At 44.9% G+C, this 25,584-nt stretch carries 35 protein-coding genes and 1 pseudogene; 4 read left to right on the top strand and 32 right to left on the bottom strand.

The window, feature by feature from the left end; translation table 11 throughout:
* Positions 1–209 precede the first annotated feature (209 nt).
* The 20 genes and pseudogenes from IJ23_RS18885 to IJ23_RS18800 form a co-directional block, all read right to left on the bottom strand.
* Entirely contained in the window at positions 210–395 is a 186-nt protein-coding gene (locus tag IJ23_RS18885; protein WP_021448528.1) for a hypothetical protein, read from the bottom strand.
* A pseudogene (locus IJ23_RS18880) lies at positions 376–602 on the bottom strand (hypothetical protein). Before IJ23_RS18880 ends, IJ23_RS18885 begins: the two are co-directional and overlap by 20 nt.
* Before the next feature lie 12 nt (positions 603–614).
* Positions 615–1,085, bottom strand: coding sequence for a structural protein (locus IJ23_RS18875; protein WP_033907068.1), 471 nt, complete (start codon positions 1,083–1,085; stop codon positions 615–617).
* A gap of 2 nt (positions 1,086–1,087) precedes the next feature.
* A complete protein-coding gene (locus IJ23_RS18870; protein ID WP_025580397.1) occupies positions 1,088–2,200 on the bottom strand; it encodes a hypothetical protein in 1,113 nt (370 codons plus the stop codon).
* Between the two features lie 3 nt (positions 2,201–2,203).
* Positions 2,204–2,920: a hypothetical protein gene (locus IJ23_RS18865; protein ID WP_033907067.1), complete on the bottom strand. Its 717-nt coding sequence runs from the start codon at positions 2,918–2,920 to the stop codon at positions 2,204–2,206.
* On the bottom strand, positions 2,917–3,411 hold the full coding sequence (locus IJ23_RS25305; RefSeq protein ID WP_005389725.1) for a hypothetical protein: 495 nt from the start codon (positions 3,409–3,411) through the stop codon (positions 2,917–2,919). Before IJ23_RS25305 ends, IJ23_RS18865 begins: the two co-directional genes overlap by 4 nt.
* Positions 3,412–3,798, bottom strand: coding sequence for a hypothetical protein (locus tag IJ23_RS18855; RefSeq protein WP_033907066.1), 387 nt, complete (start codon positions 3,796–3,798; stop codon positions 3,412–3,414).
* On the bottom strand, positions 3,783–3,989 hold the full coding sequence (locus IJ23_RS18850; RefSeq protein ID WP_005455329.1) for a hypothetical protein: 207 nt from the start codon (positions 3,987–3,989) through the stop codon (positions 3,783–3,785). The genes IJ23_RS18855 and IJ23_RS18850 overlap by 16 nt, the downstream gene beginning before the upstream one ends.
* Complete coding sequence (locus IJ23_RS25460) at positions 3,986–4,129, bottom strand: hypothetical protein (protein WP_005455316.1); 144 nt, start codon at positions 4,127–4,129, stop codon at positions 3,986–3,988. Before IJ23_RS25460 ends, IJ23_RS18850 begins: the two co-directional genes overlap by 4 nt.
* Positions 4,129–4,440, bottom strand: a complete 312-nt coding sequence (locus IJ23_RS18845) for a hypothetical protein (RefSeq protein ID WP_025628392.1) — start codon at positions 4,438–4,440, stop codon at positions 4,129–4,131. Before IJ23_RS18845 ends, IJ23_RS25460 begins: the two co-directional genes overlap by 1 nt.
* A gap of 9 nt (positions 4,441–4,449) precedes the next feature.
* Positions 4,450–5,277 carry a major capsid protein P2 gene (locus IJ23_RS18840; RefSeq protein WP_005455328.1) on the bottom strand — a complete coding sequence of 276 codons (828 nt, stop codon included), beginning with the start codon at positions 5,275–5,277 and terminating at the stop codon, positions 4,450–4,452.
* Positions 5,277–5,405: a hypothetical protein gene (locus IJ23_RS25715; protein ID WP_005455307.1), complete on the bottom strand. Its 129-nt coding sequence runs from the start codon at positions 5,403–5,405 to the stop codon at positions 5,277–5,279. Before IJ23_RS25715 ends, IJ23_RS18840 begins: the two co-directional genes overlap by 1 nt.
* 123 nt (positions 5,406–5,528) lie before the next feature.
* Positions 5,529–6,287: a hypothetical protein gene (locus tag IJ23_RS18830; RefSeq protein ID WP_025555075.1), complete on the bottom strand. Its 759-nt coding sequence runs from the start codon at positions 6,285–6,287 to the stop codon at positions 5,529–5,531.
* Positions 6,259–6,711: a hypothetical protein gene (locus tag IJ23_RS18825; protein ID WP_005389714.1), complete on the bottom strand. Its 453-nt coding sequence runs from the start codon at positions 6,709–6,711 to the stop codon at positions 6,259–6,261. The genes IJ23_RS18830 and IJ23_RS18825 overlap by 29 nt, the downstream gene beginning before the upstream one ends.
* The gene (locus tag IJ23_RS18820) at positions 6,701–7,234 is read right to left on the bottom strand and encodes a hypothetical protein (protein ID WP_033907065.1); all 534 of its coding nucleotides are present in this window, start codon (positions 7,232–7,234) and stop codon (positions 6,701–6,703) included. Before IJ23_RS18820 ends, IJ23_RS18825 begins: the two co-directional genes overlap by 11 nt.
* Positions 7,227–7,538 (bottom strand): hypothetical protein, encoded by a 312-nt coding sequence (locus tag IJ23_RS18815; protein WP_033907064.1) that lies wholly within the window; start codon positions 7,536–7,538, stop codon positions 7,227–7,229. The genes IJ23_RS18820 and IJ23_RS18815 overlap by 8 nt, the downstream gene beginning before the upstream one ends.
* 3 nt (positions 7,539–7,541) lie before the next feature.
* Positions 7,542–7,736 (bottom strand): hypothetical protein, encoded by a 195-nt coding sequence (locus tag IJ23_RS25455; protein ID WP_162484618.1) that lies wholly within the window; start codon positions 7,734–7,736, stop codon positions 7,542–7,544.
* 17 nt (positions 7,737–7,753) lie between these two features.
* A complete protein-coding gene (locus IJ23_RS18810) occupies positions 7,754–9,571 on the bottom strand; it encodes a replication endonuclease (protein ID WP_029815171.1) in 1,818 nt (605 codons plus the stop codon).
* A gap of 12 nt (positions 9,572–9,583) precedes the next feature.
* Positions 9,584–9,880: a hypothetical protein gene (locus tag IJ23_RS18805; RefSeq protein ID WP_033907063.1), complete on the bottom strand. Its 297-nt coding sequence runs from the start codon at positions 9,878–9,880 to the stop codon at positions 9,584–9,586.
* A complete protein-coding gene (locus IJ23_RS18800) occupies positions 9,877–10,068 on the bottom strand; it encodes a hypothetical protein (protein ID WP_005455288.1) in 192 nt (63 codons plus the stop codon). Before IJ23_RS18800 ends, IJ23_RS18805 begins: the two co-directional genes overlap by 4 nt.
* A gap of 147 nt (positions 10,069–10,215) precedes the next feature.
* On the opposite strand from IJ23_RS18800, the gene IJ23_RS18795 reads away from it, so the two are divergent.
* Positions 10,216–10,479, top strand: coding sequence for a helix-turn-helix domain-containing protein (locus IJ23_RS18795; protein ID WP_005390085.1), 264 nt, complete (start codon positions 10,216–10,218; stop codon positions 10,477–10,479).
* Positions 10,480–10,936: 457 nt separating this feature from the next.
* Here IJ23_RS18795 and IJ23_RS18790 read toward each other — a convergent pair whose 3' ends face one another.
* Positions 10,937–11,287, bottom strand: a complete 351-nt coding sequence (locus IJ23_RS18790) for a hypothetical protein (protein WP_005376264.1) — start codon at positions 11,285–11,287, stop codon at positions 10,937–10,939.
* 81 nt (positions 11,288–11,368) lie between these two features.
* Here IJ23_RS18790 and IJ23_RS18785 point away from each other — a divergent pair, with 81 nt between their 5' ends.
* The gene (locus tag IJ23_RS18785; RefSeq protein WP_005376262.1) at positions 11,369–12,208 is read left to right on the top strand and encodes a LysR family transcriptional regulator; all 840 of its coding nucleotides are present in this window, start codon (positions 11,369–11,371) and stop codon (positions 12,206–12,208) included.
* A gap of 296 nt (positions 12,209–12,504) precedes the next feature.
* On the top strand, positions 12,505–12,717 hold the full coding sequence (locus tag IJ23_RS18780) for a hypothetical protein (RefSeq protein ID WP_005376260.1): 213 nt from the start codon (positions 12,505–12,507) through the stop codon (positions 12,715–12,717).
* Positions 12,718–12,807: 90 nt separating this feature from the next.
* Here IJ23_RS18780 and IJ23_RS18775 read toward each other — a convergent pair whose 3' ends face one another.
* From IJ23_RS18775 to IJ23_RS18735, 10 genes are all read right to left on the bottom strand, one after another.
* Complete coding sequence (locus tag IJ23_RS18775; RefSeq protein ID WP_017634770.1) at positions 12,808–13,197, bottom strand: universal stress protein; 390 nt, start codon at positions 13,195–13,197, stop codon at positions 12,808–12,810.
* A gap of 873 nt (positions 13,198–14,070) precedes the next feature.
* The gene (locus tag IJ23_RS24325; RefSeq protein WP_005376257.1) at positions 14,071–14,232 is read right to left on the bottom strand and encodes a YoaH family protein; all 162 of its coding nucleotides are present in this window, start codon (positions 14,230–14,232) and stop codon (positions 14,071–14,073) included.
* A gap of 41 nt (positions 14,233–14,273) precedes the next feature.
* Positions 14,274–15,395, bottom strand: a complete 1,122-nt coding sequence (locus IJ23_RS18770) for a conjugal transfer protein TraF (protein WP_033907062.1) — start codon at positions 15,393–15,395, stop codon at positions 14,274–14,276.
* Positions 15,396–15,455: 60 nt separating this feature from the next.
* Positions 15,456–16,337, bottom strand: a complete 882-nt coding sequence (locus tag IJ23_RS18765; protein WP_033907061.1) for a DUF2861 family protein — start codon at positions 16,335–16,337, stop codon at positions 15,456–15,458.
* Positions 16,338–16,343: 6 nt separating this feature from the next.
* A complete protein-coding gene (gene vxrB, locus IJ23_RS18760) occupies positions 16,344–17,006 on the bottom strand; it encodes a response regulator transcription factor VxrB (protein WP_005376251.1) in 663 nt (220 codons plus the stop codon).
* A complete protein-coding gene (gene vxrA / locus IJ23_RS18755) occupies positions 16,981–18,435 on the bottom strand; it encodes a sensor histidine kinase VxrA (protein WP_025767766.1) in 1,455 nt (484 codons plus the stop codon). The genes vxrB and vxrA overlap by 26 nt, the downstream gene beginning before the upstream one ends.
* 155 nt (positions 18,436–18,590) lie before the next feature.
* Positions 18,591–19,967, bottom strand: coding sequence for a Re/Si-specific NAD(P)(+) transhydrogenase subunit beta (gene pntB / locus IJ23_RS18750; RefSeq protein ID WP_005376248.1), 1,377 nt, complete (start codon positions 19,965–19,967; stop codon positions 18,591–18,593).
* Positions 19,968–19,975: 8 nt separating this feature from the next.
* Entirely contained in the window at positions 19,976–21,532 is a 1,557-nt protein-coding gene (locus IJ23_RS18745; protein WP_033907060.1) for a Re/Si-specific NAD(P)(+) transhydrogenase subunit alpha, read from the bottom strand.
* Between the two features lie 434 nt (positions 21,533–21,966).
* Positions 21,967–22,248, bottom strand: a complete 282-nt coding sequence (locus IJ23_RS18740; RefSeq protein WP_017634616.1) for an HlyU family transcriptional regulator — start codon at positions 22,246–22,248, stop codon at positions 21,967–21,969.
* 41 nt (positions 22,249–22,289) lie between these two features.
* The gene (locus tag IJ23_RS18735; protein WP_005376241.1) at positions 22,290–22,658 is read right to left on the bottom strand and encodes a late competence development ComFB family protein; all 369 of its coding nucleotides are present in this window, start codon (positions 22,656–22,658) and stop codon (positions 22,290–22,292) included.
* Between the two features lie 253 nt (positions 22,659–22,911).
* Between IJ23_RS18735 and IJ23_RS18730 the strand changes: the two genes are divergently transcribed.
* The gene (locus IJ23_RS18730; RefSeq protein WP_033907059.1) at positions 22,912–24,150 is read left to right on the top strand and encodes a GGDEF domain-containing protein; all 1,239 of its coding nucleotides are present in this window, start codon (positions 22,912–22,914) and stop codon (positions 24,148–24,150) included.
* A gap of 247 nt (positions 24,151–24,397) precedes the next feature.
* On the opposite strand, the gene IJ23_RS18725 is transcribed toward IJ23_RS18730, so the two are convergent.
* Positions 24,398–25,357: a GGDEF domain-containing response regulator gene (locus tag IJ23_RS18725; protein ID WP_017634619.1), complete on the bottom strand. Its 960-nt coding sequence runs from the start codon at positions 25,355–25,357 to the stop codon at positions 24,398–24,400.
* Positions 25,358–25,584: the final 227 nt, after the last annotated feature.

Raw genomic sequence — 25,584 nt, 5'->3', positions numbered from 1 at the left:
GTTCAGTTTTTGTTTATCTTGAATTTGAGCCATTTAGAATTCAAAAAGCCGAACCCCATCGCTAAGGGTTCGGCTTTTTTAGGCTTCTGCTTTGGTGGCTTTCGTTTGAAGCCTGTCGAGGTCAATCGACCCGCCAAAAGTATCGGCTCCCTACTCATTGTGTAAATCGTCATTAATGACGTTTCGAACCAGTTCGCACGGTTTAAGACTTAACTTTCATTGTTGCGCGTGGCCGTTAGAACCAAAACACTTTCTCGTACTTCTTGCAGCCCTTGGGTTAACTGCTTATTGATAGCAATCTGGTATTTCAGATTCATCCCCATAAGCGCAAACATCACAAGCGATTCCGACGAAAAGCCCAGACCCGACAAGGCGTTAACTAGGGCGGTTTCCATCCAAGCCCCTACACTTTTGCTCGGTTTCCAGCTGTCCGGCAGTGCTTCGTACACACCAATCACGGCGGGAATGACCAAGCCGACAGCTCCGCCAAGATTAACGCCCGTTTCGGTGATTTCGACACTGAATAAGTGACCGTAGCCAGTGACCGCCGCGACGACGGAACCCAGTAGCGCCAAGCCTTTTAATGTAGAACGTTCAAACATGTTGTGTTTCTCCTAAACCAGATTGACGCCTTTCAGCACCGTGTGTTTGCTGTAGTGGCGACCGACTTCCATGATGCTCATGGCGTGAAGCACTTCGACCAACAGCGGTTTGTTGTTCACCAAATCGATGCGCTCATCCATACCGACGCCCACGCGCCCCGCAACAAAGCGTGCGTAGTTGGCGGTGTGGTTTTCGTTTGGTGGCGCAAAGCGGTGAATGATTTCGGTCAGCGTGTGCAGTTCATGGCGTAGTTGATAGTTGCGCAGCAAAATCGCCCCCGCACGAAAGCCCCATTCGGGCGCTTTAAAGGTTTCAAAGGCTTTATCGCGTGACGGCGTCACCTTACCTTTCCATGCATTGCCCGCAATGCGAATGTTAAGCGGGTTATGAATGCGAATCCCGCGAACGCTTGATGTGGTTGATGTCGTCATGGTAAACGCTCCAATCCCTAAGAGTATGATGACAAAGATAAACAACGGCATAACTACACCGCTTGATAGTTGACTGAGTTGAAGTAATTCAAGTGCACGGGCGTTTTCGAGTAGTACGCCATCAAATGCGCGTGTGATTGACCGCCCGCCGTATCACCTTGCACCTGTACCGTGTTGTGATTCACTTTGGTAATGGTCGATGCACTGTAAGGTGCCTCGGTTGTCGTTCCTGTGATTTGGCAGTTACAGAAAATCAGGTGCTTCTCCATGCCAAACGGCATTGAATAGCGCCCCACATCGACACTCACGCCCCCTGTCAGCTCTGCTTTCGTCAGGCGCCCTAACGAATCAACACAGCGCATCGTGTCTTTTGCTACTGGGCTCGGTGTTAGGTCTGGGACGACATTCGCTTGGCTTGGGTTTAGGAATACGCCTGCGCCTGTAAACGCGGTGCTCTTTCTGCCGTTGTTCATGTCAGACTCAACGAAAAAGGCATAAATGCCCCCTGGCTTAAGTTTCACGCCGTGAATCCAGCTATGAACAAAATCCGGCGCTTTTGGTTGTGCGGTCATGCTTGTTGCCACGTAATCCACAAAGTCGCCGTTTGCATCGAGTTCGACCACACCAAAGCGGTGGTAAACCGTGTCGTCGTGCATTTTCAGATAGACCGAGTACGACAGGTCAAGCAATACGCCTTTACCGTCTACGATTTCCAGCACCTTTTCGGTTTCCATTGGTGCGCTAAATACACTGAAATGCAGCGTCTTGGCTTTATCGCCACCCATCATAAAGAACGTGGCTTTTGCCGTTGGGTCGCGCTTTTCTACTTCACCGCCTCGGGTGTTGTAGTGCGCAGCGTGAAAGTGGCGCGCTTCGGCAAAGACTTCGACGCCCCAACCAAATGGTGCGGGACGGCCAAAGCTGCGCCCTAGGTGCATTTCGCTGGCGCTTTGGTTTTCGTAGGTGAATGCGCCTGTTGTCCATCGGGCATAGAATGCCGATTGCCAGTTGATGTCTAACTGAGCCGCTGAGAAATCAGGGTTAACCAATAAGTTTTTCGGCGGCTCCCCGCTTGCGCTCGCCTTGGCATCATCAATGCAATCGGCCAAGTATTCGATTTTGTTGCGTGGGTTGCCGTTTGGCAGATTGTCACGTACTTGTCCCATGCGTTAAATCTCCATAATCGTGACGGTGTCACCCGCCGCGCCTGTTAATGTCATGGCGGCGGTGCTTTCAATGGTGATGCGCTCGCCCGCTTCCAGTTCAAACGCGTCAACAAACACCGAAGCGGTGTTGGCTTTCGACGCCTTAATCGTGATGGCTTTGCGCGTGGCGTTTTGTGCCATGTTGTGCGGAAACACGCTCACGGCTTCGGTGATAAGGTTGCTACTGACTTGCTCATCCACTTTGACCACTTGCGTTGATTCGAGCGTGACCGCGGGCAACGTGGACACTTCCACCGACGGCAATGACGTCACCGCCAATTTCTGATTGGCTGCCAGTTCAACAGCAGGCAGCGCGGACACTGCCAGCTGTTGATTGGGCGCGATTTCTACCGCGGGTAAGTGTTCAACCGTCACGCTTGGCATGTGTTCAATCACCACATTCGGCAGCGCTTGAACCACCACGCTTTGACCCTCAACAGGCGGCATAAATGATCCATAACCAAACTGAATTTCGATTTCGTTGTCGGTGCGGCTAGAGATAAGCAAACGCCCAAGGTGTTTACCCTCGCCTACGTTAAACACCGACGACTTGCCAAGCGTGACGCGCTCACCGGACGATTCACGATAGATTTCGATTTCAGCTTGCGCCGCTTTCAGATACAGCCAATTGCCGTCAGGCGTTAGCGGGATGGCTTGACCCGCGATAAGTTGCGTGTTCATCGTTTCTTCACCATTACGTAGCCAAGCACCAACACAAGCACGATTGCTAATACCACCATCATTTTGCTTGTTTCGACTTGCCCGCCGTCCTGTTTGAATTTCGCCAAATCCATCATGGCTTCTAGGTTCTTTGAGTTTTGCGCCGCTTGGCTGCCCGCCAGTCCCGCCAACATATCGAGGTTTTCACTGTTGGTTGAGGCGTAAGTTGCCAATGAACTGCCCGCAAAATCGACCACTTCATCAATCGCGGTTTCGGCGATGTCGTGCGTGGTGTCCATGGCTTCCAGCGAAATGCGCTCATTGCTGTTGAGCATTTCCCCGCCAAGCTCCATGGCGGCAGTCACGGCGCCGTGGTCGGTCATGGTGGTGTTAATGGTCGAGTTGTTCACACCCGAAATGGCAACGCCGAGGTTGTCACCACTAATGGCGTTCTGACCGCTGACGTTAGTGGTGTTACTGGTATTACTCGACTTGGATTTAGAACTGCCCATCTACAACACCCCCAAATCTAAGCGGATAAAGTCACCGTCTTGCTTGGCAGTGACGCCAATCGAACGCACCAAACGCGCCACGCCTTGAAACGCCGTATCAGCCGATAAAGATTGCATCCCCGCAGCTTTGACGACATTAACCAGTTGTTTGATGCCCGAACGCAGACCGTGACCCGCGACGCCCCACAAAAAGTAGTTGTCACCGTCACGCTCACCCGCAATCACTAACGAACAATCGGCGCTTTTGAGGCGATACAGACTCACACGCCCCTCATTCACCGCTTTACACAATTCGGTGTAAGCCTGTGGGCAAGCACGAAACGCGGGCTTGAGCTCCCCAAGCGCCCGTTTCGATTGTGTCACCACTTCAATCACTTCTTTTTCCATAGCAACACCGCCACAATCACAATTACTGCAATCATCATCAACGTGGACGGGTTAAACACACTCGCGCCGCCCATGTTGATGCTGCCCACTGACAGGCTGCCGCCCGATTTACCATTGGCGCCACTGGTTGCGGGGCCACCGTTGGCACTAATTGGCATCGAACCGGAGTTACCTAATAGCCCACCAATCATAATTTGAATCCTTTCTTGTACAGGATGTAACAAACCAGAAGCAGAGCGAGCACCAAGCCGATGCGGTCAAACCCGCCCGACACTTTGACGCCCGCCCAAACGCCGACCGCACCTGCAATTAGGTATGGAATAAACGGCATTACTTCTTCCCCTTAGCGACGTAGAACACCGCCAATAACAACAGTACGAACAGCATCGCGCCCATCATGAGGTGCGTGGTTGTCACCCCCGCAAACGCGGAGGTGTAAACAGGCTCACCTGTGGGTTGTTGGTAGTCGTTATTGTGCTTGCGCTGTTCATCTGGATTGCTGGATTCGACGCGTTGAGCTTCGTTCTCAATCTTTACGCCGAGCCAGTCTTTTCCCAAGTTGGTGACGTCGGTCAGCAGTTCGCCGCCCGTTTCTAACACGCCATCCCAAATGGAACCCCACATGCTTTGCTCTTGCGCCATAACGCCCCCTTACTGCGCGGTAGGCACCGCCACTTGTTCGATGGCTTCAATCAGTACCGGAATACTGCCCGCCGCCGTTTTTTCCACTTCAAACGCCAGTTGTTTCATGGCCGCGGTTGGTAGACGCGCTTCGCTACCAAAGCCGCAGCGCGTGAAGTCCAGCGAGAAAAAGCCCGCGTTTTGCTCACGACCCGCTGCCGCGAGGTCATAGGCGTTATCGGCTTTGTTGACGTTGAGCTCTTCACGTTCATCACGTAGGACGCGAACACGTTCAATCGTGTTGTCTTTTAGGTGCAAACGCTTGATAGACAGCGCCGCGCTACGCTCGGCAAAGTCAAACGGCGTGCGACCACTTGCCGCGGCGTACCACGTTTGTGAGTAAAGGCGTGGCATGTAGATACGCTGAGTTTGCGCCGCGGTGGTATGAGCGCGAGCACGAATCATTGGCGCCGCTGTCCCTGTCTTGGCTTTTAGCTGGATGTACATAAACCAGATTTCGCCCTGTAGGGTCACAAGCTCACCTGTACGGATACCCAGTTTTGTACGCATCGTCATGTCAGAGAAGTTCAACACGTAGCGACCCGCTTGCACGTACTCTTTCTTGTGCTCTTGCAAGTCGATAAGGTCTTGACCTGTCACGTTGACAATTTCACGACCGTTCACTTTGACCGCAATGCGCTCAATGTCCGCAGGGTCAAGAATGTCAGTGACTAGCTCGATGTTTTGGTAAGTTGGGCCCGATACCAAGCGCAATGTGGCTTGGTTGCCCCAGTTCACACCTTCAACTGGGTCAAGCTCACGTGGACGTGGGTTAAAAGGCTGTTTTAACGCTTCCATTAGAACCATCCTTTGTCGCCGTTAAGGGTTTCACGCACTGGCGTCAGTACGCTGATGTTGTTGATAGCCGCAATCACGATGAGCGTGATAATCAGTGCCATCAAAAGGTTTTTATGTTGCTGTTTCATGGTGTTCCTTTCGGTTGTACACGGTTAAAAAGTGATTTCATGAAACAGGGAAACGGGCGGGCTTGGAAGTTGGAGCAACCTATAGGTTAAGTGGCTAACCTATAGGTTGAATGAGCGTTGAAATTAGCGGTGAATCGTTCCGGTCAGACAGTTAAATGAGGACTTTTCCACGTTGCCGATACCGTCACGAACGAGCATATATTCGGCAATCGGTTTGCCTATCGCGGCTTTGTTGTGCTTGGCGGACTTCAAGCCCGCCAAGGTATCGACACACAAGCCCTTTTTATCGGCAAGCCATCGCGCATCCGCCATTGAGTTAACCGCACCAATCCACCACACAGGCGATTGCTCGGTCACGGTTTTTGGTACTTCCTGACCGCGTTGAAAAATCGAGTGCAGCACAAGCCCATATTGGCGACCACCGCGCCACAATTCGCCCGCCTTGCCTTTCAGTTTGCCGGACGTCTCGACACAGCTTGCCAGCTCTTCGATGATCACATGCAGTTGGTCAGCGTCACCGTTACCGACCGCCCACACTGCCGCGCTGAAAAATTCGAGTTCCTCACTACACGCGCCATCTTTGGGGATGTAGGCTAACTTGAACGACTTGCCACGCTTGCGTGCCATCACCAAGGCTTTGACGAACGCCACACGAGAACTGGTTTCAAGGCATTGTTGACCGCGGAATTTTGCCCCCGCGTAGTTTCGATATGGGTCAAAAAAAACCGCTTGCGCGGCCTTTGGCACCAACCCCAAGTGTTTAACGGCGGAGGTTTTTCCCCCGCCCGTGCCCGCCACGTAAATCACATGCCCGGCATCGTGTGACGGGTTCGAGTTGACCGGATTGGGGAATTTAAGCGGCGTCTTTTTCTTTTTGCTCACGCTGTTTTTTCTCCTCTATCGCTAATAGTTCTTTTTGGTATGCCATGGTTTTCTTGGCACTGTAGACCAGCGACAACACCGCCAAGCCAAGCACCGCTTCTTCCATGTAATTACCGAACATTGACGTGACCGTGTCACCATGCTTTTCAAGCACTGGCAACGCCGCATCAATCACCGCCGCTTTGCCTTTTTCGTCAAACTCAAAATCCACACCGGAAATAATCGTCGTGGCTTGCTCGGCAATGGTGAACAACACCGACAATGCGCCTTGAAACATCTCGCCCGCAGGTTTGCTGTCGTCGTTGGCGGCTTCGGTTGGTAAGTCGGTTAACTCGCTGACTTCAGTTTGTTCCAATCCGCTGATAACCGCGGAGAAGTCGCCCCAGTCGTCCATATCTGGTTGGTTTTCAATTTCACCCTGCATTGATTGGCTCTCCCTGTTCGGTTGGCTGTTTGGTTGGCATCAGTTGACGGATTGCCCAAATCAACAAGGCAACAAACGCAATCCCCGCTAAGACTTTTTTCACCGGAAACGGCGGCTTTTTAATGGGCATTGCTACGGGTTCTGGTTCGGTTGGTGACTCGATTTCAACGCTTGGCGCGTTAACCTGTTCAATTACTTCAACGCTAGGCGTATCAATGCTTACAACGGTTTCGGCTACTGGCTCAACCGTTGGCAATTCGGCGTCAATTGTGACCGCGTCACTCGCTTCCAGTTGTTCAACCGAGTCAACCATGTTGGATTCCACAAAGGCGTTAATGCTCTTGCTCATTGGGCTGTTGCCACAGTTTGGGCACTTGTAATACAGCAGCCCTAAGTTGCGCCCGTTTTTGGTTGGCTCGCCCTCGGCAATCAACTTGCCCTCACCAACACGATGCACGGTTGAAGCGGTATGACAAACGGGGCACGAAACGTGCCCACGAATTGGGTTTGGATGTTTACTCATCGGCGGTCGCCTCGACTGTTTCCAATTGCTGCATGTTGCCTTGCACACAACCGCGATATTTTTCACGCACCTTGTTATTGAGCTTGGTTAACTGCTCGATTTGCTGAAATAGCGTCGGATTCAAACCAAACGCTTCAAGCGAAAAATTACCCGTCATGAGCATCTTGCTTGCACGCTTGATAATTGCGTTGGTGTCCATTTCTTTAAACTGGCTCAACTCCTTTTCCACACTGGCGTTGAGTTTGTCGGCGGCATCGAGCGCGGCCATTGCTTGCTGACATTCTTTAAGAGATAGCATTTCCATTGTTTAAGCCTCGGCTAGTTCTTCATCGGTGTTCGGTTTTTTCTGAATCTGTTTGTTGACTTCTTTCATCCAGACCAGCAATAGACGCCAAAACACGCCGCCTTTGCTGCGCTTCACTTCGGCTTCCATTTCTTGGGTGATTTTGTCGATGGTGCTCATTGGGTTGTCCTTACCTAGTTGCTGAAATCGTTGTCGCAAGCAATATCCCAAACGGGTTAAATCAGTCGTAATGTGTTGTTTTGTAATTTGATTGAACAATATTGGTCGATGGAAACTGTCGCCCCATTCGCCAACGGCTCTAATAGGCATTTCACTCCCTCAAAGCTCCATCCGGTGAGCTTCTTCAACTCCGTAATGAGTGGGGAGTTACAGTTATTTTCAGTGCTCCAAGACGTCGCTCCGCGACTTTTTAAAAGACGCTTTACGTCTTTCGTTTGCACGAGCGAATAGCACTCGCTAGCGGTTTCGATGACTTGACCGCACCACTCAAAACCAATGATTTTTTTGATTGGCTCGCCGTAGTCGTTTTTGTTTTCTTTGTAAGCCAACTTCGCGCCCTTAGCTAACTGACAAAACAGCGCCCATTTGGATGAGTCTGCCGCTTGTCTCAGTTCTTCTAGTTGATCATCTTTCTGGGTTTGTTCGGCTGTCGCTCGGCGTAAACTGCGCCACAAAGACACAGGCTCACCGCCAAATTGCTGAAACTGGCGAATGCGATGTACCGACGCCCAAGCGCGCACTTTAAATGCGCTTTCTTCGGCTTCGGTGTCTGGCATGTGTTTACCGTTGATGTTCTTCGAAACGTACTTGGCAATGTAAGCCGTTGCGCCGCCCTTGCTTGGGTCGGCTTCTTTTACGTCAAAGCGTGGCGTGATGTCGTCACCCAGTTCTTCACGGTCTGGCGCAATCGCCTCACCGCGTAGAATACGAATGATGTTGGCTTTGTCTTTGTGAGAGCAAAACAAGAAATAGTGCGCGTGACTGGTTGCGTCTTTGTGTGGCTCGGCCACACGAAAGCCAAAGTATTCAATCTCCAACTTTGCCAACTTAGCGCGAGCAAGTGACCATTGGCGCATTAATTCGGCGTGTCCGTCTTTGACGCTTGAGCCGTCCCACTTTGGTGAATTGCGGTGATAACGGCTCGGCAGTGTCCACGTAATGAAAAGCGCGGTGTATTCCAGTTCGTCGGCCAGTTCTTCAAAGCCACGTGAGCGAACCATCATTTCAATACGGCGGTTCTCAGGGTTAGCAATGGTGCGCTTTGCCACTTCCTCTAATGGAAAGTGCTCGCCTGTTTCCTCGTTGTACACGCTCATCGACTTCATGTATTTCTCGGATTCACGCTGCTTGCGCTTCCAGTTACTAAAGGAAATCTCTGACACGTATTTGCTTTGATGGCCTTTGTCACCCACACGGCTCATGGTGATTTGGGCGTACTCGATGTAGTCACCACGAAGACGCAGCAAACGACGTTCGACCCACTTTTCCGACTGCATTTTGAGTACGGCGGCCGTTAGCATTTGCTCTAACACTTCAACGTCTTTCGCGTTGAAATTTACGTAAGGCGGCTTAATGTGAATAGTCTTAAGTAACGCTTTTTGCTCAGAATAAACCGCGGCTAATGCCTCAATAAAAGAGGCGTAACCTTCGGCATTTAGGCTTGATAAAATCTCGGCGCATTGGTCAGCGTACTTCTCCGCGAACTTAGTCAGCGCGTCGTCACGCATCAAGATATTGTGCGTCAATGGCTCGCTATGCGCGCCCTTGCGACTGTCGACAAACGAGTAACGATTCTCGATATGGTGTGCGCACTTCAAGCCAAATTTCACCGCGTCTTTGGCGGTTTTAATGACGTTTTCACGTGTGGCGTTTTGGCGCTGTGTGCGCGCCTCAACTTTACGGCGCACATCATTGCGAACTATCGCGGGTAAGCGTGGGAAGAATCGGCGTGAAAAGGCGCTTTGATGAATGGCATCATTGGCGAACGTCTTGCCCGCCATCTTGATTTCTATGGCTTTGGTGTCGAAGTCCATACATCCCCCTGATTAAAGGGAAGAATCCGCGCCCGCTTGGGGCGCTTCATCTTGCTTGCGGATTTCGTGTAGTGGTTGGCCGTTGTTTTGCGCGCCAAGTGTCGCCATACGGTTAGCAGTAGTCGTAATATCGGCCAAGGTGTCGTTTTGTGCTTTGATGCAAGCGACAAGCGTCATCCCTTGGTAAAGCCAAAGTGAGGCTTCAACGGGTTCAAGCTCAAAACTATCGAAGTAGATATGAGTTCCGTTGTCTTGTGATGCAACAAGTTGGCGCTGATTGCGGCGCGATTTCCAGATACTAAGATTCATGCTACAACCCCCTGACGAAAACGTGTAGGAATGTAGGTCTGTTTCTTCTTAGGGAATTGCTCGGCGAACTTCTCGCGTAATTCTGCGATTTTACGCAGTGATTTAGCCGTTTTGATTGGGTCTGGATTTGCACACCCTGCCATATCAGGGCAAGGTAAGTGAATTGGGTTTGAGATTATACGTTCCATGTTCATAGCCTCCGCAAGCTGTCTCTTTTTTGAACATGGCAACCGTAAACGAATTATTTTAAACGTACAAACGAGTTAAACTACTGAAATAGCACGTAAGATGCTCTACAATTTAACAATCTTGTTTCTTTTTTAAACAGTTACTAAATGAACTACACAAACATACTTTTAGACAGAGTAAAAGCTAAGTACGAACTGGGCTCAGACTACAAACTAGCTCAGAAACTTGGCGTTGGTCGTAGTCGCGTAGCCCACTGGCGCGCGGGTAGCTGTTCTATGGATTGGGAAATAGCCTTTAAAATCGCTGACTTACTGGAACTAGACGATCAAAATTTGGTGTTCGGTTTGATAGATGATAAGTACAATAATCCCCGCTTAATCAATGCCTTACAAGCAGGCGCCCCTGTCTAACCTATATTAACCCTTTCACATATAATGCGAACTTAAGAGTTAGAAGATTAGCATTGGTGAAGTCAGTTTAGTTACACCGTATTTGGCTGTTGCTGCTTTGCAAGCTTCATCAGCTGTCTTGTATGGGCCATGAACTTCGATTCCACCACAGCGACCACTTCTGTATCTGACACCATGCACGTTGGTTTTGCATCTTGCTCATTCAATATGAGACAACATGGACACGCATTTGCTTAACCCAAACGTGTAAGTACTATATTATCTTTATAGGAACAAGGAATCTATTAGATATAAACTCTCTACTTTTCAATCTATACCTAGATCTTTCTTCATATGTTCACTCAACTCGTTAGTGGTTCTTACATTAATCTTATGTTTGCAATGATGGATTCTCAACTCTTCACCAAATAATTTTACTAGTGATTTGGTATACAAAGTACTAATATTATTTATTATTCTATACAATGTATCTTTCTGATAAACAGATCTTTTCGAATTTTGTATTGCAGTCTTCATATTTAAATATCCTCACACTTTTAACTTTATAATTTAAAGAATCAATTTCAACTTTTATTATTACTTTTTCCGATATGGAATGAGTCATTATCAATGATGCACAATAAATAATTAAATCACCCGAATCCAACTTAGTAAGTTCACGAGACAAATTTTTTATTTTTAAATCTTTATTTTCTATATTTAATCCGGTTGAGTTAATTCCTTCAGGATATCGGTTTAACTTAATATCCAATATGGTTTTATTAAGATAGTAGTCTGCCATTATTTCATGGCGGCTTTTAAATATCATTGTCCCCCTCCGATGATGCAAGTTATACTTTCCCACCAGTTAAAAGACAACGTGACTCAGAGTTGCAAAAAGGTAACAATCATGGAATTGATGAACAATGAGCTGATCTGCTTTGCAGCCATTTGTAAACGCCTCTCTCTTACAGATGCATCAAAAGAACTTGGAAAGTCTAAAGCTCAAGTCAGCAGGCAGCTAGCAGCATTAGAAAAACAACTTGGCGTAACACTCGTCCACAGAACAACAAGGAAACTCGTTTTAACTGATCATGGCGAAAGCATTAGAGAGCTTGCTATCAAGACGTTAGAGAGTTTGCACGAGTTAAATTACAGAGCTAGCTCGTTGAGTGAATGCATTGATGGAAAGTTTAAAATCACAATGCCCAACTCTATAGCCTCTTCTATTTTTGGTTCTGTTCTTAAAGACTTAAAAGAACGATATCCAAAAGTTGATTTTGAAATATCGTCAAGTAACAATGTAGAAAATTTATTAGAAAGCAATGTAGATTTAGCGATTAGGCTTAATAATGTTATTGATGACACTCTTATTGCACATAAACTTGGTGATTATAGTGATGTTTTGATATCTAGGGTAAGTAATGCCAACCACAAAACACTATTAATCTACAAACATCATTCGAATAAGGAATCAATTAAAAGTCAATATACTGATGTTATCGAAGTTGATAACACCTCTATTTTAATAAACTTTGTTTCTGAGGGAGTTGGGGTTGGTGTCATTCCAAACTATCTTGTTAAAAGTAACTATATAGACAAAAACATCCGAATATCGCAAACTTTTGATATAGAACGTTCCATGTATATGGCCTACCCTTATCAAAACCCTTTGCCAAGAAAGCTAGCCGAGATATCTACTTTTATTAGGTCTGAGTTATCACAAGTATTGAAGAGTGAGTCATTTTAGGGCGGTTGTTCAGATTTAGAATTTTGCGTTGTCTACTCAACTAGGCCTAACGCTAATCTTTGTAACATATTGTTTCGGCGGTATTTATTAACACCCCCATCTTTATGCTTGCTATCACAATGTGGGATGCTCTTCCGCTTTGTTATCAAGGTTTTGCGTGGAATAAATCACGTGGGGTAAATGATAGATTGACTTACATTAAAATTTTCATCAAAAGCAACTTTATATAAAATTGATTTCATACCAATCTATGTGTATCTTCTTCCCATATCCCCACAATAACCAAGGAGAATGCCATGGATAAGCTACTCGCGTCTGCATTAGAAATTAAGCAGCGAACTATGGTGACTGGCTTTTTTGCTAGAAATGGATTCAAAATCGCTATGACCGATTTTGATGATGTCACTTTTGAGCGAGAAGGCGTGCAAGTTAACGTACATTTTGATCTGCAGTCAAACGCGGAGTCTGCATCTGTTTTATCTCATGAGGCATCAATCATTCCTGGCTAAAAACTTTTATTATCACCGATACACCAAGCCGAACATAAACGTTCGGCTTGTTAGTGACAAAAAATGATGAGTGCGAACAAGAGTTGTCGATCACTCGTCTAAATAGACGATTAATAAATCAGCTTCAACCTCGTTCACAACCTTTGGTATCGATGAAAAAAAGCGACTCAATAAGTTGTGATGATGACCACATACAACTAAGTCTATCCCCTCTTTTTTGACGATTCCCGATAGTTTTATATGAAGATCGCCGATTACTACCATGGTCTCGTTTACTGGATATAAGCATTTATCAGCGAGCTCTTGCAGCCTTCTTTCCAATTCTTGCTCTTCCTTCGCTTCCATGACTATGCGATCAACATCTACGTAAACAAATGAGAGTTTGCTGCTTGAGTTATCTGCTTGCATTATTGCTTTTTCGATAACGGCTTGGCTAGATTGAGATAAGTCGACAGCAACCAAAACGTGCTTATAACCCATCATTCCTCCCTAGGTTAGTTTTTGTTCTCATATTAAGTCTAGTCCACATAGAGCGAACACAACATCAAAACTACTGCTACATGATAGTTAAAGGAGTTTAGTGTAAAACAGGCAAATAGTTTTCATTACAACCTTGTTGCTTCCTCTCATCCAAAGATCAACGATGTTTTTCCAATTTCTTCTCTAATTATCGGACTATTTAACAGGAAGGATGCCAGGAAACGTTACGTTGTAATGCGCGTTACTGCTCTTGATTTCTACTACTCTTGAGGATTCATATTACCCACTTCAACGTCGCCTAGTTTAGTAAAACTACTTTAGATTAAGCATATTCAATATGTAACGCTCCGCTCAAATCCAGGAGACGTATTTCGGCTAAAAAAGCAGCTCAATAAGATGAATTTCGATTCATCTATTACATATGTCTGCGAGTGCTTACTGTTCTTATATCGCTTATTTAATAACTCTGGTTTAATTATCGTTATAAGTTACGGTGTCTCTTTTTTCTTTTTTTAGCATAATCTTCTGTCTGAGAACGAAGCTCTCTTGGGCTTTGTAATTAAATTACAAGATCAATCGCGACCAATATGGTTGGCAGATTAAAAGACCGAGGTAAACAATTGATATAATAGAGTTTAACTTATAAGTTCTTTAAAAAATGCCTAACTACCTGCACTGTGTAAGCCAAGGTTAATATGATGAGGTAAAATTTTACTAACCCGCTATTTAGTTTTAAAGGTAATTGCACAAGATTACAATCATAGAGGTATAGTAAATTTTAGTTACAGCGTAACCAGGGTGGTGTTTGGGAGTGTAAAGGAATAGAAAATAGAAAGGCAAAAAAACAGGGCGTATGCCCTGTCCATGAATTGATTAGTTTTGTTGCTGTTGTTTTTCTGCGTACTCAGATCGAATCCGTTCTGCAACAATTTTGATAGCTTCTGCAGTACTTGTGCCCTTCGCCATCAATTCTTGAATTCTCTCTACAGCTTGTTGTTGCTCTTGGTGAGATAGAGGGGGTAAATCGTCAAACATAAAAAGCTCCTCATTTTGAGGAGCTGACTATAACGATTCAATTAATAGGTCGCAAGGAAATTAATGGATGCACCCATAGCGTTCTCGTTTGTGTACTGAGCTGCGATATCCAATTCGAACAACTTAAGTGGGGACAACCCGATACCAGCAGTAATGGTTCCTTCGTCATTACTTCGAGCTAAGTTCTTCATATACCCTGCTCGTAATGCCATTTGACGCAAAATATCAAACTCAATACCAGCTCGAATCATCTGCGTATTATCATCAAAGGATGAAAAACGTTTTTCTTCGTTAAGATCGTAGTCAACACTCATCGTAAAGTAATCGGCAACAATCCCTGCCCCAACGGTGTATACAGGACGCATGCTATATTCGTATGATTTTATCGTATCGCTGCCATATTGGAATGATTTTGTTTTAACGTCTCTTCCGATCAAATTTTTCGCTGAAATACCGAGACGATATGGGCCAAAGAACCAAAGTGCGCCTGCGTCTAAGTTAAACATCGTTTCCGCGGTCTCATTTTCACGTAAGTCTTTAGTATCAAAATTCTGAAAACTCGTGGCGTATGAGTACGTGTATATACGCTGAAGTTTAGGAGTAACACCAAAAGAAAGGTGTTGGTTCATGAAATTAGTGTATTTAGCAAGTGAAATACCAGCTTCAGCCACGCCAATAGAAACACCTTGTACATAGCTATCATCTAATGGATTAGTACCTGAGGTATCAACATTTGGTTGTACGAATGATTCAGTGTATAACTTACCGTATGCAGTTGCAGATAAGAATTTGTTGGGAATACCAATGGCAACGACACCACCAAGATCAAAGTCTGTCTTTTTCCCATCGATAGCATCCATCGATTTTTTGATTTCATCGACGTCTGCCAATTTGCTGATGCGTTCGATCTCATCAACTAGATCATATTGATCATCGTAGCTGCCACCAAAACTTGGCACGATCATGCCTGCATCGTCATTTCGGCGATAAATCGCAGTAAGAGCGGGGTTGAAAAAAGGCGCAGTTAGATAAGTTGCTGATACGGTACCAACGCCACCCATTGCATCACTACGAGCCTCTATCGCATAAGTAGCAGCAGAGGCAGCATTAGTGAAAAGAATAGTAGCAACAGAAGTGGCAAGAATTTTATATTTGTTTTTCATACTACACTTGTGATTTTAGTTCGTCCTGAACCTTTATCGGCACAAGTAGTATTTCTTTAACTATTCTTCCTGGGAAAGATCATAGGTTCGGCTAATAGTTTGAGCCTGCTCAACAATTATATCGCCCTGCCAACGGCGACTATTGATACTTACCGCCAATACGTATCTATCGTTTGGGACACCCGCTAGCTCCAATGAATTTGGATAGTTAGACTCGTAAGTCTTTTTCCACATTTGCTCGTACTGGCCATCAATGTAGTCATACAAACCGACTTCAAGTTGCGGTAATGGACAATGGGGATTACGAAGTGCGCTCTTTTCTACTTTCCAATTCTCTTTAGATGTCCAACGAACATATTGAGAAGAGTTTGAATCTCCAAGTATTACCCAAGTTCGATACTCTTGTTTATCAGTAGAAACAACGGTTAAGTGATATAAACCAGCTTCAAGTTTACCTGTTAAGTTATAGCGTTTCGAGTAGCTACGCTCGTTGGCAAGTTCTGTCCCGCTCGGCTGTTGTTCATAGCTGAATGAACTGTCCGCGGATATAGAATCATCCACCCATCGATTAAATGAAATATTTTCGATGTCAGTTGTAGCTCTTAGCTTGATTACCAATCTAAATGTATCTCGCCCAGGGCTTTGAATAGTCTGACGAATAACGTTCACACCACTTATCCAATCAGGCAGCGTTACACCAGTGAGAGCCTTGCCACAGTTTTTAGATAGTGACTGACCAAGAAGATCATTAAGGTGAGGAGTCAAATCTTTACTTGGTTCCGTTTGCCAGAGTTCAACAAGAGAGTTGAACATACCCGCAAGATCATCTTCAAGTAAGTGTTGATGTGCCTGTGTTAAAGGCGTGTTAGTTTGAAACCAGTCCATCGCATGGACTGGTTTCACTAACGCTAATGAGACAACTACAGGGAGTAGTATTTTCATTACGACTTATGCTTTCATCTTGTAGCCAACACCACGAAGTGTTTCAATTTCCAGTCCTGGCAGTTTTTGACGAAGCTGTAGTACATGTGTATCAACCGTACGTGTTGTCGGGAAATGATTGTAACCCCAAACGTGGTCAAGTAGCTCATCACGAGTAAACACGCGACCTAAGTTTGACGCCAAAAATAGCAGCAAATCAAACTCTGTTCGAGTAAGCGTAATTAGCTCGTCTTTATAAGTCACTTCACGAGTCGAGCGGTCAATCTCTAAGTCTTTTGTAATCACTTTATCAGCGTTGCTTTGTTCTGCTGAATCCGGTGCTCGTAGCTGTGCACGGATTCTCGCAAAAAGCTCCGCCTCAGCAAAAGGCTTTGTTAAGTAGTCGTTCGCGCCGGAATCAAGGCCTGCAACTTTATCTTTTACGGTAACAAGTGCCGTTAACAAGATAACTGGTACGTCTTTAATCTGTTTCCATTCTGGGAGACATTGTACAGAGTCACCATCTGGGAGTTGGCGATCGAGAATTACCAAGTCAGCTTTTTTCCATTGTGGCTCTACGTCTGCAATACGCTCCACATGTAAACACTCATATCCTGCTTGTTCCAGGCTTACTAACAGGCCGTCAGCCAAGTTTTTATCGTCCTCAACGAGAAGCAGTGTCTGTTTCACAAGGTATCTCCAATATAAAAGTTGTAGGTGGTCCCATTAAGGACATTTTTCCGCCCATGCGGCCTACCATAGATTCAACGATTGTTAATCCAAGTCCTAACCCGCTCTTACTTACGAACGGTTTCTTCAAATTTGCCCAATCTTTAGCCGTTAGGCCTCCTGCATCTCGGACTTGGAATACTATTTTTTCTTCACTAGTTGAGACATCCAATTCAACCGGTGCGACACCGTACTTAAGCGCATTACGAAGCAAGTTATCGATACAAGTTCCTAACCAGTACACATTAACTTTAGCAGCCACATCTTCATTGATGTTAAAAAGCACGGCACTATCAAATTCTTCTTCGATCTTAAATTCTAACCAATCTGCAACGGATGGTACCCAGTCTGTTGCAAGCATTTGGTTATCAGATTGCAAATAATCTTTACTTGCTTCTGCCAATTGACGCAGGCGGCGCGTATCTTCACACAATCTGCGGAATTCGTCATACACACTTTCAGGCAAATGCTCGAACTCTCGACGAAAGCCTTCAACCGTTAGTGACAGAGATGCAATCGGTGTTCTGAGCTCATGCGTTAAAATTTGCAACACGAGCATTCTACTACGTAGTTCTTCTCGCTTGCTATTCCAACGGTACACCGCCCAACCAATCACCAAAAGAATATTGGCGATTACCAGTATGATCATACTGATCCGCAGAACTTGCGAGTGATCTTCTACATCCCAACAAATATTGCCTCGTTTAACAAAGCAACTTTTGCTTTGAGAGGCTAGAGCGTATGACAGACCCGCATTCGCTACGTTCTCTTGCCAGATATCTTTCTCGAAAACAAAGTAACGGTCACCACGTCTTAGCCAAAGTTCGTTACCTTCAATAAACATGCTCGCGCCTGCAATCAAAGCATTAATGGCGTCGTCATCCATGTTTTTCAAGCTTTCTAGCAACTCATCCCCTTCCTCGTTATCACGCTCTTTTATATGCATGTACTGAGATAGTTTGGGTTTGAGTTCTGGATACTTATCCACATAACGTGCCGCGTACGTCCCACCACCAGGGTGAATGAGACCACTACGCGAGAACCAACGAGGTGTCAGCTGCGTCCCTTTACAAATCGCTCTTGTAAATACTAAAGGCTCAGTAATTAAAGGACTTAATGGTAATTTGCCACGACAAGTATTCGCCAAGCTGTAAAGCTGTTGGATATCTTTTAACGGATAGTCAGACGTTTGCGGCAGAAGCGAATCTGGCGCAAGTAACTTGGTAGGATAATTTGATTGCAGAATACGAATATCGTACGACTTAAGAGCTACTTCATAGTTAAATAGCTCTGTAAACGTATCTATTCTTTCTGGTAGTGAATCGGAAAATGCAGGTGCCGAAAAAAGCGGCAATACAGTTGCAAAACCGAGCAAAAACTTTTTAATCAAACTGTTACCGTCACTTGTTACATTAGCCAAAACTATACATCAATCTACAAGCAATTGACATCTGCTAACAGAAGGATTTGCATTACTATAACATTGAAACGGAACAAAAAAGGGCCAGCGATTGCTGACCCTGTATAGTTTTAAATCAAGAATGGTTAAAGTGCTTTAAAAATAGACTCAACACTTTCTTTCGCATCACCAAATAGCATTGATGTATTTTCTTTGAAGAACAGTGGGTTCTGTACTCCTGCGTAACCAGTGTTCATTGAGCGCTTGAATACCACTACGTTTTTCGCGTTCCATACCTCCAATACGGGCATACCAGCGATTGGGCTGTTCGGATCTTCCAGTGCGGCTGGGTTGACCGTATCGTTAGCACCGATAACCAATACGGTATCGGTTTCTGCAAAGTCATCATTGATTTCATCCATTTCAAGAACGATATCATACGGTACTTTTGCTTCAGCGAGTAACACATTCATATGCCCCGGTAGACGACCCGCTACTGGGTGAATCCCAAAGCGAACTTCAATACCTTGTGAACGAAGTACATCAGTAATTTCATGAACAGGGTATTGTGCCTGAGCTACTGCCATGCCATATCCTGGAGTGATGATTACTGATTTTGAGTTCTTCAACATCTCTGCAACTTCTTCAGCCGTTGTTTCACGATATTCGCCCTGCTCTTCGTCACCTGAAATCACTATCTCTTGACCAAAACCACCGGCAATAACACTGATAAACGAACGGTTCATTGCTTTACACATGATGTAAGAAAGAATCGCACCTGATGAACCTACCAAAGCACCTGTTACAATCAATAGATCATTTGCGAGCATGAAACCTGCTGCCGCTGCTGCCCAACCTGAGTATGAGTTCAACATAGAGACAACAACTGGCATATCAGCACCACCGATTGAAGCGACTAAATGGTAGCCGAATGCGAACGCGATCAAAGTCATCACAATAAGAGCGAACATGCTGCCATCTGCTTTTACGAAGTAGATCATAAGAAGCGTAGAAATAACAACCGCTGCGAGGTTCATTTTGTGCTTATGAGGCAGGTTAAGTGGCGACGAAGAAATCACACCACGCAGCTTACCAAATGCGACAATTGAACCGGTGAAAGTTACGGCACCGATGAACACACCCAAGAATACTTCTACAAGGTGGATAACATGCTCAGCATGTGTTGCTGCTTCTGGCGCATCTAGGTAACTGTTGTAGCCAACTAAAACCGCAGCTAAACCTACAAAGCTGTGTAGAATCGCAACCAGTTCTGGCATCTCGGTCATTTCTACTTTCTTCGCATAGAAAATACCGATCGCACCACCTATCGCCATCGCGATAATGATCCAACCAAAACCTTGCGCATCTGGGCTAAAGATCGTCGCTATCAGCGCGATCGTCATACCAGCGATACCGTAGTAGTTACCATTACGAGCAGACTCTTGCTTTGAAAGTCCCGCCAAACTCATGATGAAAAATAATGCAGCAACAATGTAAGCTGCTTGTACTAATCCTGCAGACATTGTGACTCCTATTTATCTTTGCGGAACATTTCAAGCATACGCTTGGTGACGGTGAAACCACCGAAGATATTGATACTCGCGATCAATACGGCAATAAAAGATAGGAATGAAACGACGCCATTACCTTGTCCAATTTGCAGTAATGCACCAACGACAATAATGCCAGAGATAGCATTCGTTACTGACATTAGTGGAGTATGAAGTGCATGGGTAACATTCCATACTACGTAGTATCCGACAACACACGCTAGAACAAATACAGTAAAGTGAGAAAGAAACGCTGCCGGAGCAACCGATGCAACCCATGCAAAGGCTCCAACAGCCGCTGCCACACCAATAATTTTCTTCGTTGGAGACGTAGGTTCTTCTACTTTAGGCTCTGGCTTCGCAGGCTGTTCTTGTTTCACTTGCGGCTGAGCTGAAACCTGAATTGGTGGCGCTGGCCAAGTAACTTCACCTTCTTTCACCACGGTAATGCCACGGATAACAACATCTTCAAAATCAATATTGATGTTGCCATCTTTCTCTTTACACAGCAGTTTTAGAAGGTTAACAAGGTTTGTCGCGTAAAGCTGAGAAGATTGTGTAGGCAAACGACCAACCATGTCAGTGTAACCAACAATTTTTACCCCGTTATCCGTCATGATAACTTGGTCTTTCACTGTATATTCACAGTTACCGCCATTAGCGGCTGCCAAGTCAACAATTACACTGCCCGCTTTCATGCTGTCGACCATTTCTTTGGTGATCAACTTCGGCGCAGGTTTACCAGGGATGAGCGCGGTCGTAATAATGATATCAACATCTTTAGCTTGCTCTGCGTATAATTCTGCCGCTTTTTTGTTGAAGTCATCAGACATTTCTTTTGCGTAGCCATCCCCAGAGCCTGACTCTTCTTGAAAGTCAACGGTCAGGAACTCAGCGCCCATCGATTCAACTTGCTCTTTTACTTCTGGGCGGACGTCAAACGCACGGACAATGGCACCTAAGCTACCTGCAGCACCGATAGCCGCCAAGCCAGCGACGCCAGCACCCGCAACCAATACTTTCGCTGGAGGTACTTTACCGGCAGCCGTAATTTGACCTGTAAAGAAACGACCAAACTCATGAGCTGCCTCAACCACTGCACGATAACCAGCGATATTAGCCATCGAAGATAGCGCGTCTAAGGCTTGTGCACGTGAGATACGAGGAACGGAATCCATGGCAAGAACGTTAATGTTCTTACTTGAAAGTTGTTCCATCAACTCAGCATTTTGAGCCGGCCAAATAAAGCTAACCAGTGTTGATCCATCTTGCAGTAACGCAATTTCGTCAATGCCTTGCTCATCATCCACAATTGGCGCATTAACTTTTAAAATAAGGCCAGATGCCCAAACTTCTTCACTAGAAACGATTTTCGCACCAGCTGCTTCATAAGCGGCATCATCGAAACTCGCTAGCACCCCCGCTTGGGATTCAATCGCGACATCGAATCCCAATTTTATTAACTGCTCAACCGACTTCGGCGATGCAGCCACTCGCGATTCACCCGCGAGTATCTCTTTAGGTACACCGATTTGCAAAACGCATACTCCTTGTATACATATCAATAAATTAGTCCCAAAACAGAGCGTCGCTCTACTCTAATTCTTTTTTATTTCTATCTGTTTACCACGCAAGACAATTGCAAACGAAAGATGATGTTTGGGGACACCCATTTGCACAATAACACCTTGACTAACAGCCCTGTTATTATTCTGTTTGTATCGAACGCGTCTCATTACTTCAAGTGTTTTGTAATTTAAATACTAAATTTCATTACATATAACGCTAAGTAATGAATGATTGTCGCTCTGTGCTCGAAAAATAACAACGCAACACCGTACTAGACTGAGGTCTAACCAGGTAACGATTAAATACTGACTTAACAGAGATTTAAGCGTTAAAAAGAAAGAACCACTAGCATATACACTAATGGCTCTTTTTAAGATGACTGGAATCAAATTGCAGTAAATTGCTAGTCGAAGATTTTATCGCCCATTTGATCAATAAACATTTGAGATTTCTTCAACATAAGGTCATTGGCATCTTGCTCTGAGCCAAGTAAATCGGAGCGAATAAACCGATGTGTTTTCACTTCATCATTGTCATGCTTTTCTATTCGACCAGCGATGCGATATTGTCCGCCCTCTGAAAGGCTCTCTGGGTAAATAAAGAAACCTTTATACTCAACTGGCTCGATAGTTTTAGCTTCAGCGGTTTTCTCACTACCACCAAACAAACGCGAAAAAAATCCCACGATTCCTCCTTGGGTCAACTCACTAGTCAACTGAGCGACTCTTACTTGATATTAACGTTAAGGATCGGTTTTTCATACCAATCCAACTCTTTGTCATCATCATAACTAGTATGGGAAAAAATTACAGGCACATCATACTCTCGGTTCTTACGCCTGTCTTCTTTCACCATTTCTGCGGCGTTTTTCACCGCTATATCCGCGCTTTGCTTAAACTGGCTTAATTTTTGTTCAGGAAGTGAAGACAAAAAATCAATATCATGACGGATATAGACAGGCTTGAGCTGGATAAGCGCAAGGCAAGCAATATCGGCTAACTGTTCGTTGTCATACTGTTCTAAAAATTCGGGCAAACTGAGAACCTGGCCTACTAATGTTTCCATGTAATTGTGCACATCTGAGCTTATCTGCATCTGTAAATCTCCTTTTTCCTATGAAATGAGTATAGCAACGACTTGTTTATAACAACTTATTGATTGCTCTTAATTTAATCAATCTCTCTCTTTTTGCCGTAATGTCTTCCAAAATACTTGGGAAAAGGAACAAATAGACGTATTCTTGCTAGTTCTCAAAGTTCGAAATTCAATAACGGATAAATATCCATATTGATAAAACGATTTACCTAACCAATTATATAGTCAACTATTTTCAGGCAGTTTGTAATAGATGTCCTCATCGTCAATGACTTCATCAGGCTTCAGATTCTTATTCCCTTTTTTGCTACTGGGCATAGTGAGTTCGGGCATGGACAGCATTATTCAGATGACTCAGGCAAACTGGGGCATTGCCGCAAACTTGCCGTACATACTATTAGGTTGTGCGCTACTCCTTTGTTATTCATTTAAGCAAGGCAGAGAGTCCATGGTGTGCTTGGCAATGTTGCTAGCCTATTTCGTGATACAGCACCGCCTACAAGTCCCGCTTCAAAGTGGTACCGCTTTACTTGAGCTAACCATTTTAGCCACGTTACTTCCTGTCTCGTTTCTTACGGTATTTTTGTTTAGTAAAGAAGGTTTTGACTCCAGAGCCATGTTGACTTACATCTTGATGTTAGCAATGTTCGCTCTTTGGTCTTATCTAACGCTAGCATATTACGTTGAAGGAGGGTTTGAACAATGGACAAGCGGTATTTTATTTATTGTACCGACGGTCTCTAAACTGCCTTTAATTCTTGTTTTATATTGCGTGGGTATTGTCTGTTTTCTTGGAATCCTTGTTTTAAAGAAGAATGAAATTATCCATGCGATGACCTACTCTGCCATGGTATTGGCGTCTGCGACGTTCATTTTCTTTGATGTGCAGTACATATCAAGCACCATGTTTACGCTAACAGGGCTGCTTATCATTATTTATGCCGCTTCCGCTAGCCATCAACTGGCTTTCACCGATAGCCTAACGCTGATTCCGAGCAGACGTGCACTTGATCTCGATCTAAAACACATGGGTAAGAAGTTCACGATCGCAATGCTTGATGTTGACCATTTTAAAAAGTTTAACGACACCTACGGTCACGATACTGGTGATGACGTTCTAAAAATGGTCGCTTCGCGCCTCACTAAAACCCCAGGCGGCGCAAAAGTTTATCGATTTGGCGGAGAAGAATTTACCATCGTTTTTAAAGGCAAATACGCTGACGAATGTAAGAACTTTTTGGAAGAAGCTCGCAAATCGATTGCAGAATACGAGATGATATTACGCGATGAAGAATCTCGCCCTGAGAACCATAAACAAGGACAAAAACGTCGTGGTAGCAACAGTTCGAAAAGAAAGTCGGTTTTTGTTACCGCAAGTTTCGGAGTTGCTGATAGCCGGAATGGGCAAGCTCCTCTGGACGTCATTAAATTAGCGGACGAAGCACTTTACAAAGCGAAAAAGGCCGGACGTAACTGCATAAAGCTTCGTTAGACCCTCACCAATAGTGAAAGTTAACAAGCTTGTCCGGGTTTAAAACAAAACCGAACTTCCCCATCAGCATAACAACTGCACTCATCGTTGCCACTATCCCGATGTTATCTATCTAATCAAAGGTATAAGGTATACGCCCGATTGCGACATCCGTTCGTATTGTTTGCTTATCTTACTTGAGTTAACTTTAAAAGAATTACCAAAACGTGACAACGCAACAAAAAAGTGGTATTCATAAGACTTTGTTTTAAAAAGAATTAACTACAGTATGTGTGTTTCTTCCCAAAGATTTTGATGTATATAGTGCTTTATCAACGGTTGCATACAAGTCTGATTGCACTTCTTTCCCTGTTGGTTGAAAAACAAAAACACCCTGTGACACTGTCACTCTATTTGACACACTAGAATACTCATGTGGGTAATCGAGAAAATACATAGCCTCTTGTATACGCTCGGCTTCTCTTTCTGCTGTTTGAGTGTCGGTACACCCTAGCAACACAACAAACTCTTCTCCACCATATCGACCTACATATTCCCCAGAGCGACAAAACGTCGCCTTTAGTTGATTCGCAATCGCTTGCAAGCAACGGTCGCCTTCAATATGACCGTAATTATCATTAAACGGTTTAAAAAAATCGACGTCCAATAGAATCAAAGCCATTGGCATATTGTGACGGCCATGCCATGCAACCATCGATTCCAACTTATGGTCGATATAACGGCGGTTATAGAGTTTGGTTAGGCCATCTTCATTCGCTTGCTGAGTCAAAAGTTGATTAACTTGCTCCAATTGAGCTGTCGCTTGCTTAAGCTCTCGTCTCATATGAGCAATACGCTGCATTGCGATAAGTTTAGAGTTCAGTACCAGTTTATCTACCGGCTTAATTAAATAGTCATCACCGCCCGCGTCTATGGCTTTAGCAATCATTTCTGGCTCTTCGTGACTACTCAAGAAAATAATAGGGATCCAATCCGGAAACGTTTCTCTTATATGAAGAGAGACTTCAAAACCGTTCATATCTGGCATTGATATATCGAGTAACACCAGTTCCGGATCAAAACTCTCGTAGGTATTTAACGCCTCTAGTCCACTACCTACGGCTTTTACAATATGTCCAAGTTGCTTTAGACGAATAGCCAACTGCATCCTGTCTAGCTGAACATCGTCAACCAGAAGGATTCGCATCGATGTCCCTGTCGGTTGCATAACGCGTTCCATTTTTAATTATGTCTTTATTAAACATATACCATAGTCATAGAGTTGTTGCATTCGACTCATAATTAAGTGCTATATTTTTGTTTGAATATCACGGAATCCATTGCATAAAGCAGTTAGACTGGACGTTACCCTATCTAATCATGGCCTGTGAGCAGAAGTTCAACAAACTCATTCACTTTGGTCATCTTGTGGATTAATGGGTATAGCTATTTGAT

It is taken from the genome of Vibrio sp. OY15 (assembly GCF_000742455.1).
GTDB classification, from domain to species: Bacteria; Pseudomonadota; Gammaproteobacteria; order Enterobacterales; family Vibrionaceae; genus Vibrio; species Vibrio alginolyticus.
Note: the sequence above shows the minus strand (reverse complement) of the source record. Positions and strands in the feature narration are given on the sequence as shown.

Bases quoted from the DNA above. Each gene is read 5' to 3' on its own strand.
- IJ23_RS18885 (WP_021448528.1), bottom strand. From the start codon at position 395: ATGGAAACCGCCCTAGTTAACGCCTTGTCGGGTCTGGGCTTTTCGTCG.
- IJ23_RS18875 (WP_033907068.1), bottom strand. From the start codon at position 1,085: ATGCCGTTGTTTATCTTTGTCATCATACTCTTAGGGATTGGAGCGTTT.
- IJ23_RS18870 (WP_025580397.1), bottom strand. From the start codon at position 2,200: ATGGGACAAGTACGTGACAATCTGCCAAACGGCAACCCACGCAACAAA.
- IJ23_RS18865 (WP_033907067.1), bottom strand. From the start codon at position 2,920: ATGAACACGCAACTTATCGCGGGTCAAGCCATCCCGCTAACGCCTGAC.
- IJ23_RS25305 (WP_005389725.1), bottom strand. From the start codon at position 3,411: ATGGGCAGTTCTAAATCCAAGTCGAGTAATACCAGTAACACCACTAAC.
- IJ23_RS18855 (WP_033907066.1), bottom strand. From the start codon at position 3,798: ATGGAAAAAGAAGTGATTGAAGTGGTGACACAATCGAAACGGGCGCTT.
- IJ23_RS18850 (WP_005455329.1), bottom strand. From the start codon at position 3,989: ATGATTGGTGGGCTATTAGGTAACTCCGGTTCGATGCCAATTAGTGCC.
- IJ23_RS25460 (WP_005455316.1), bottom strand. From the start codon at position 4,129: ATGCCGTTTATTCCATACCTAATTGCAGGTGCGGTCGGCGTTTGGGCG.
- IJ23_RS18845 (WP_025628392.1), bottom strand. From the start codon at position 4,440: ATGGCGCAAGAGCAAAGCATGTGGGGTTCCATTTGGGATGGCGTGTTA.
- IJ23_RS18840 (WP_005455328.1), bottom strand. From the start codon at position 5,277: ATGGAAGCGTTAAAACAGCCTTTTAACCCACGTCCACGTGAGCTTGAC.
- IJ23_RS25715 (WP_005455307.1), bottom strand. From the start codon at position 5,405: ATGAAACAGCAACATAAAAACCTTTTGATGGCACTGATTATCACGCTC.
- IJ23_RS18825 (WP_005389714.1), bottom strand. From the start codon at position 6,711: ATGCAGGGTGAAATTGAAAACCAACCAGATATGGACGACTGGGGCGAC.
- IJ23_RS18820 (WP_033907065.1), bottom strand. From the start codon at position 7,234: ATGAGTAAACATCCAAACCCAATTCGTGGGCACGTTTCGTGCCCCGTT.
- IJ23_RS18815 (WP_033907064.1), bottom strand. From the start codon at position 7,538: ATGGAAATGCTATCTCTTAAAGAATGTCAGCAAGCAATGGCCGCGCTC.
- IJ23_RS18810 (WP_029815171.1), bottom strand. From the start codon at position 9,571: ATGGACTTCGACACCAAAGCCATAGAAATCAAGATGGCGGGCAAGACG.
- IJ23_RS18805 (WP_033907063.1), bottom strand. From the start codon at position 9,880: ATGAATCTTAGTATCTGGAAATCGCGCCGCAATCAGCGCCAACTTGTT.
- IJ23_RS18800 (WP_005455288.1), bottom strand. From the start codon at position 10,068: ATGGAACGTATAATCTCAAACCCAATTCACTTACCTTGCCCTGATATG.
- IJ23_RS18795 (WP_005390085.1), top strand. From the start codon at position 10,216: ATGAACTACACAAACATACTTTTAGACAGAGTAAAAGCTAAGTACGAA.
- IJ23_RS18790 (WP_005376264.1), bottom strand. From the start codon at position 11,287: ATGATATTTAAAAGCCGCCATGAAATAATGGCAGACTACTATCTTAAT.
- IJ23_RS18785 (WP_005376262.1), top strand. From the start codon at position 11,369: ATGGAATTGATGAACAATGAGCTGATCTGCTTTGCAGCCATTTGTAAA.
- IJ23_RS18780 (WP_005376260.1), top strand. From the start codon at position 12,505: ATGGATAAGCTACTCGCGTCTGCATTAGAAATTAAGCAGCGAACTATG.
- IJ23_RS18775 (WP_017634770.1), bottom strand. From the start codon at position 13,197: ATGGGTTATAAGCACGTTTTGGTTGCTGTCGACTTATCTCAATCTAGC.
- IJ23_RS24325 (WP_005376257.1), bottom strand. From the start codon at position 14,232: ATGTTTGACGATTTACCCCCTCTATCTCACCAAGAGCAACAACAAGCT.
- IJ23_RS18770 (WP_033907062.1), bottom strand. From the start codon at position 15,395: ATGAAAAACAAATATAAAATTCTTGCCACTTCTGTTGCTACTATTCTT.
- IJ23_RS18765 (WP_033907061.1), bottom strand. From the start codon at position 16,337: ATGAAAATACTACTCCCTGTAGTTGTCTCATTAGCGTTAGTGAAACCA.
- pntB (WP_005376248.1), bottom strand. From the start codon at position 19,967: ATGTCTGCAGGATTAGTACAAGCAGCTTACATTGTTGCTGCATTATTT.
- IJ23_RS18735 (WP_005376241.1), bottom strand. From the start codon at position 22,658: ATGCAGATAAGCTCAGATGTGCACAATTACATGGAAACATTAGTAGGC.
- IJ23_RS18730 (WP_033907059.1), top strand. From the start codon at position 22,912: ATGTCCTCATCGTCAATGACTTCATCAGGCTTCAGATTCTTATTCCCT.
- IJ23_RS18725 (WP_017634619.1), bottom strand. From the start codon at position 25,357: ATGCAACCGACAGGGACATCGATGCGAATCCTTCTGGTTGACGATGTT.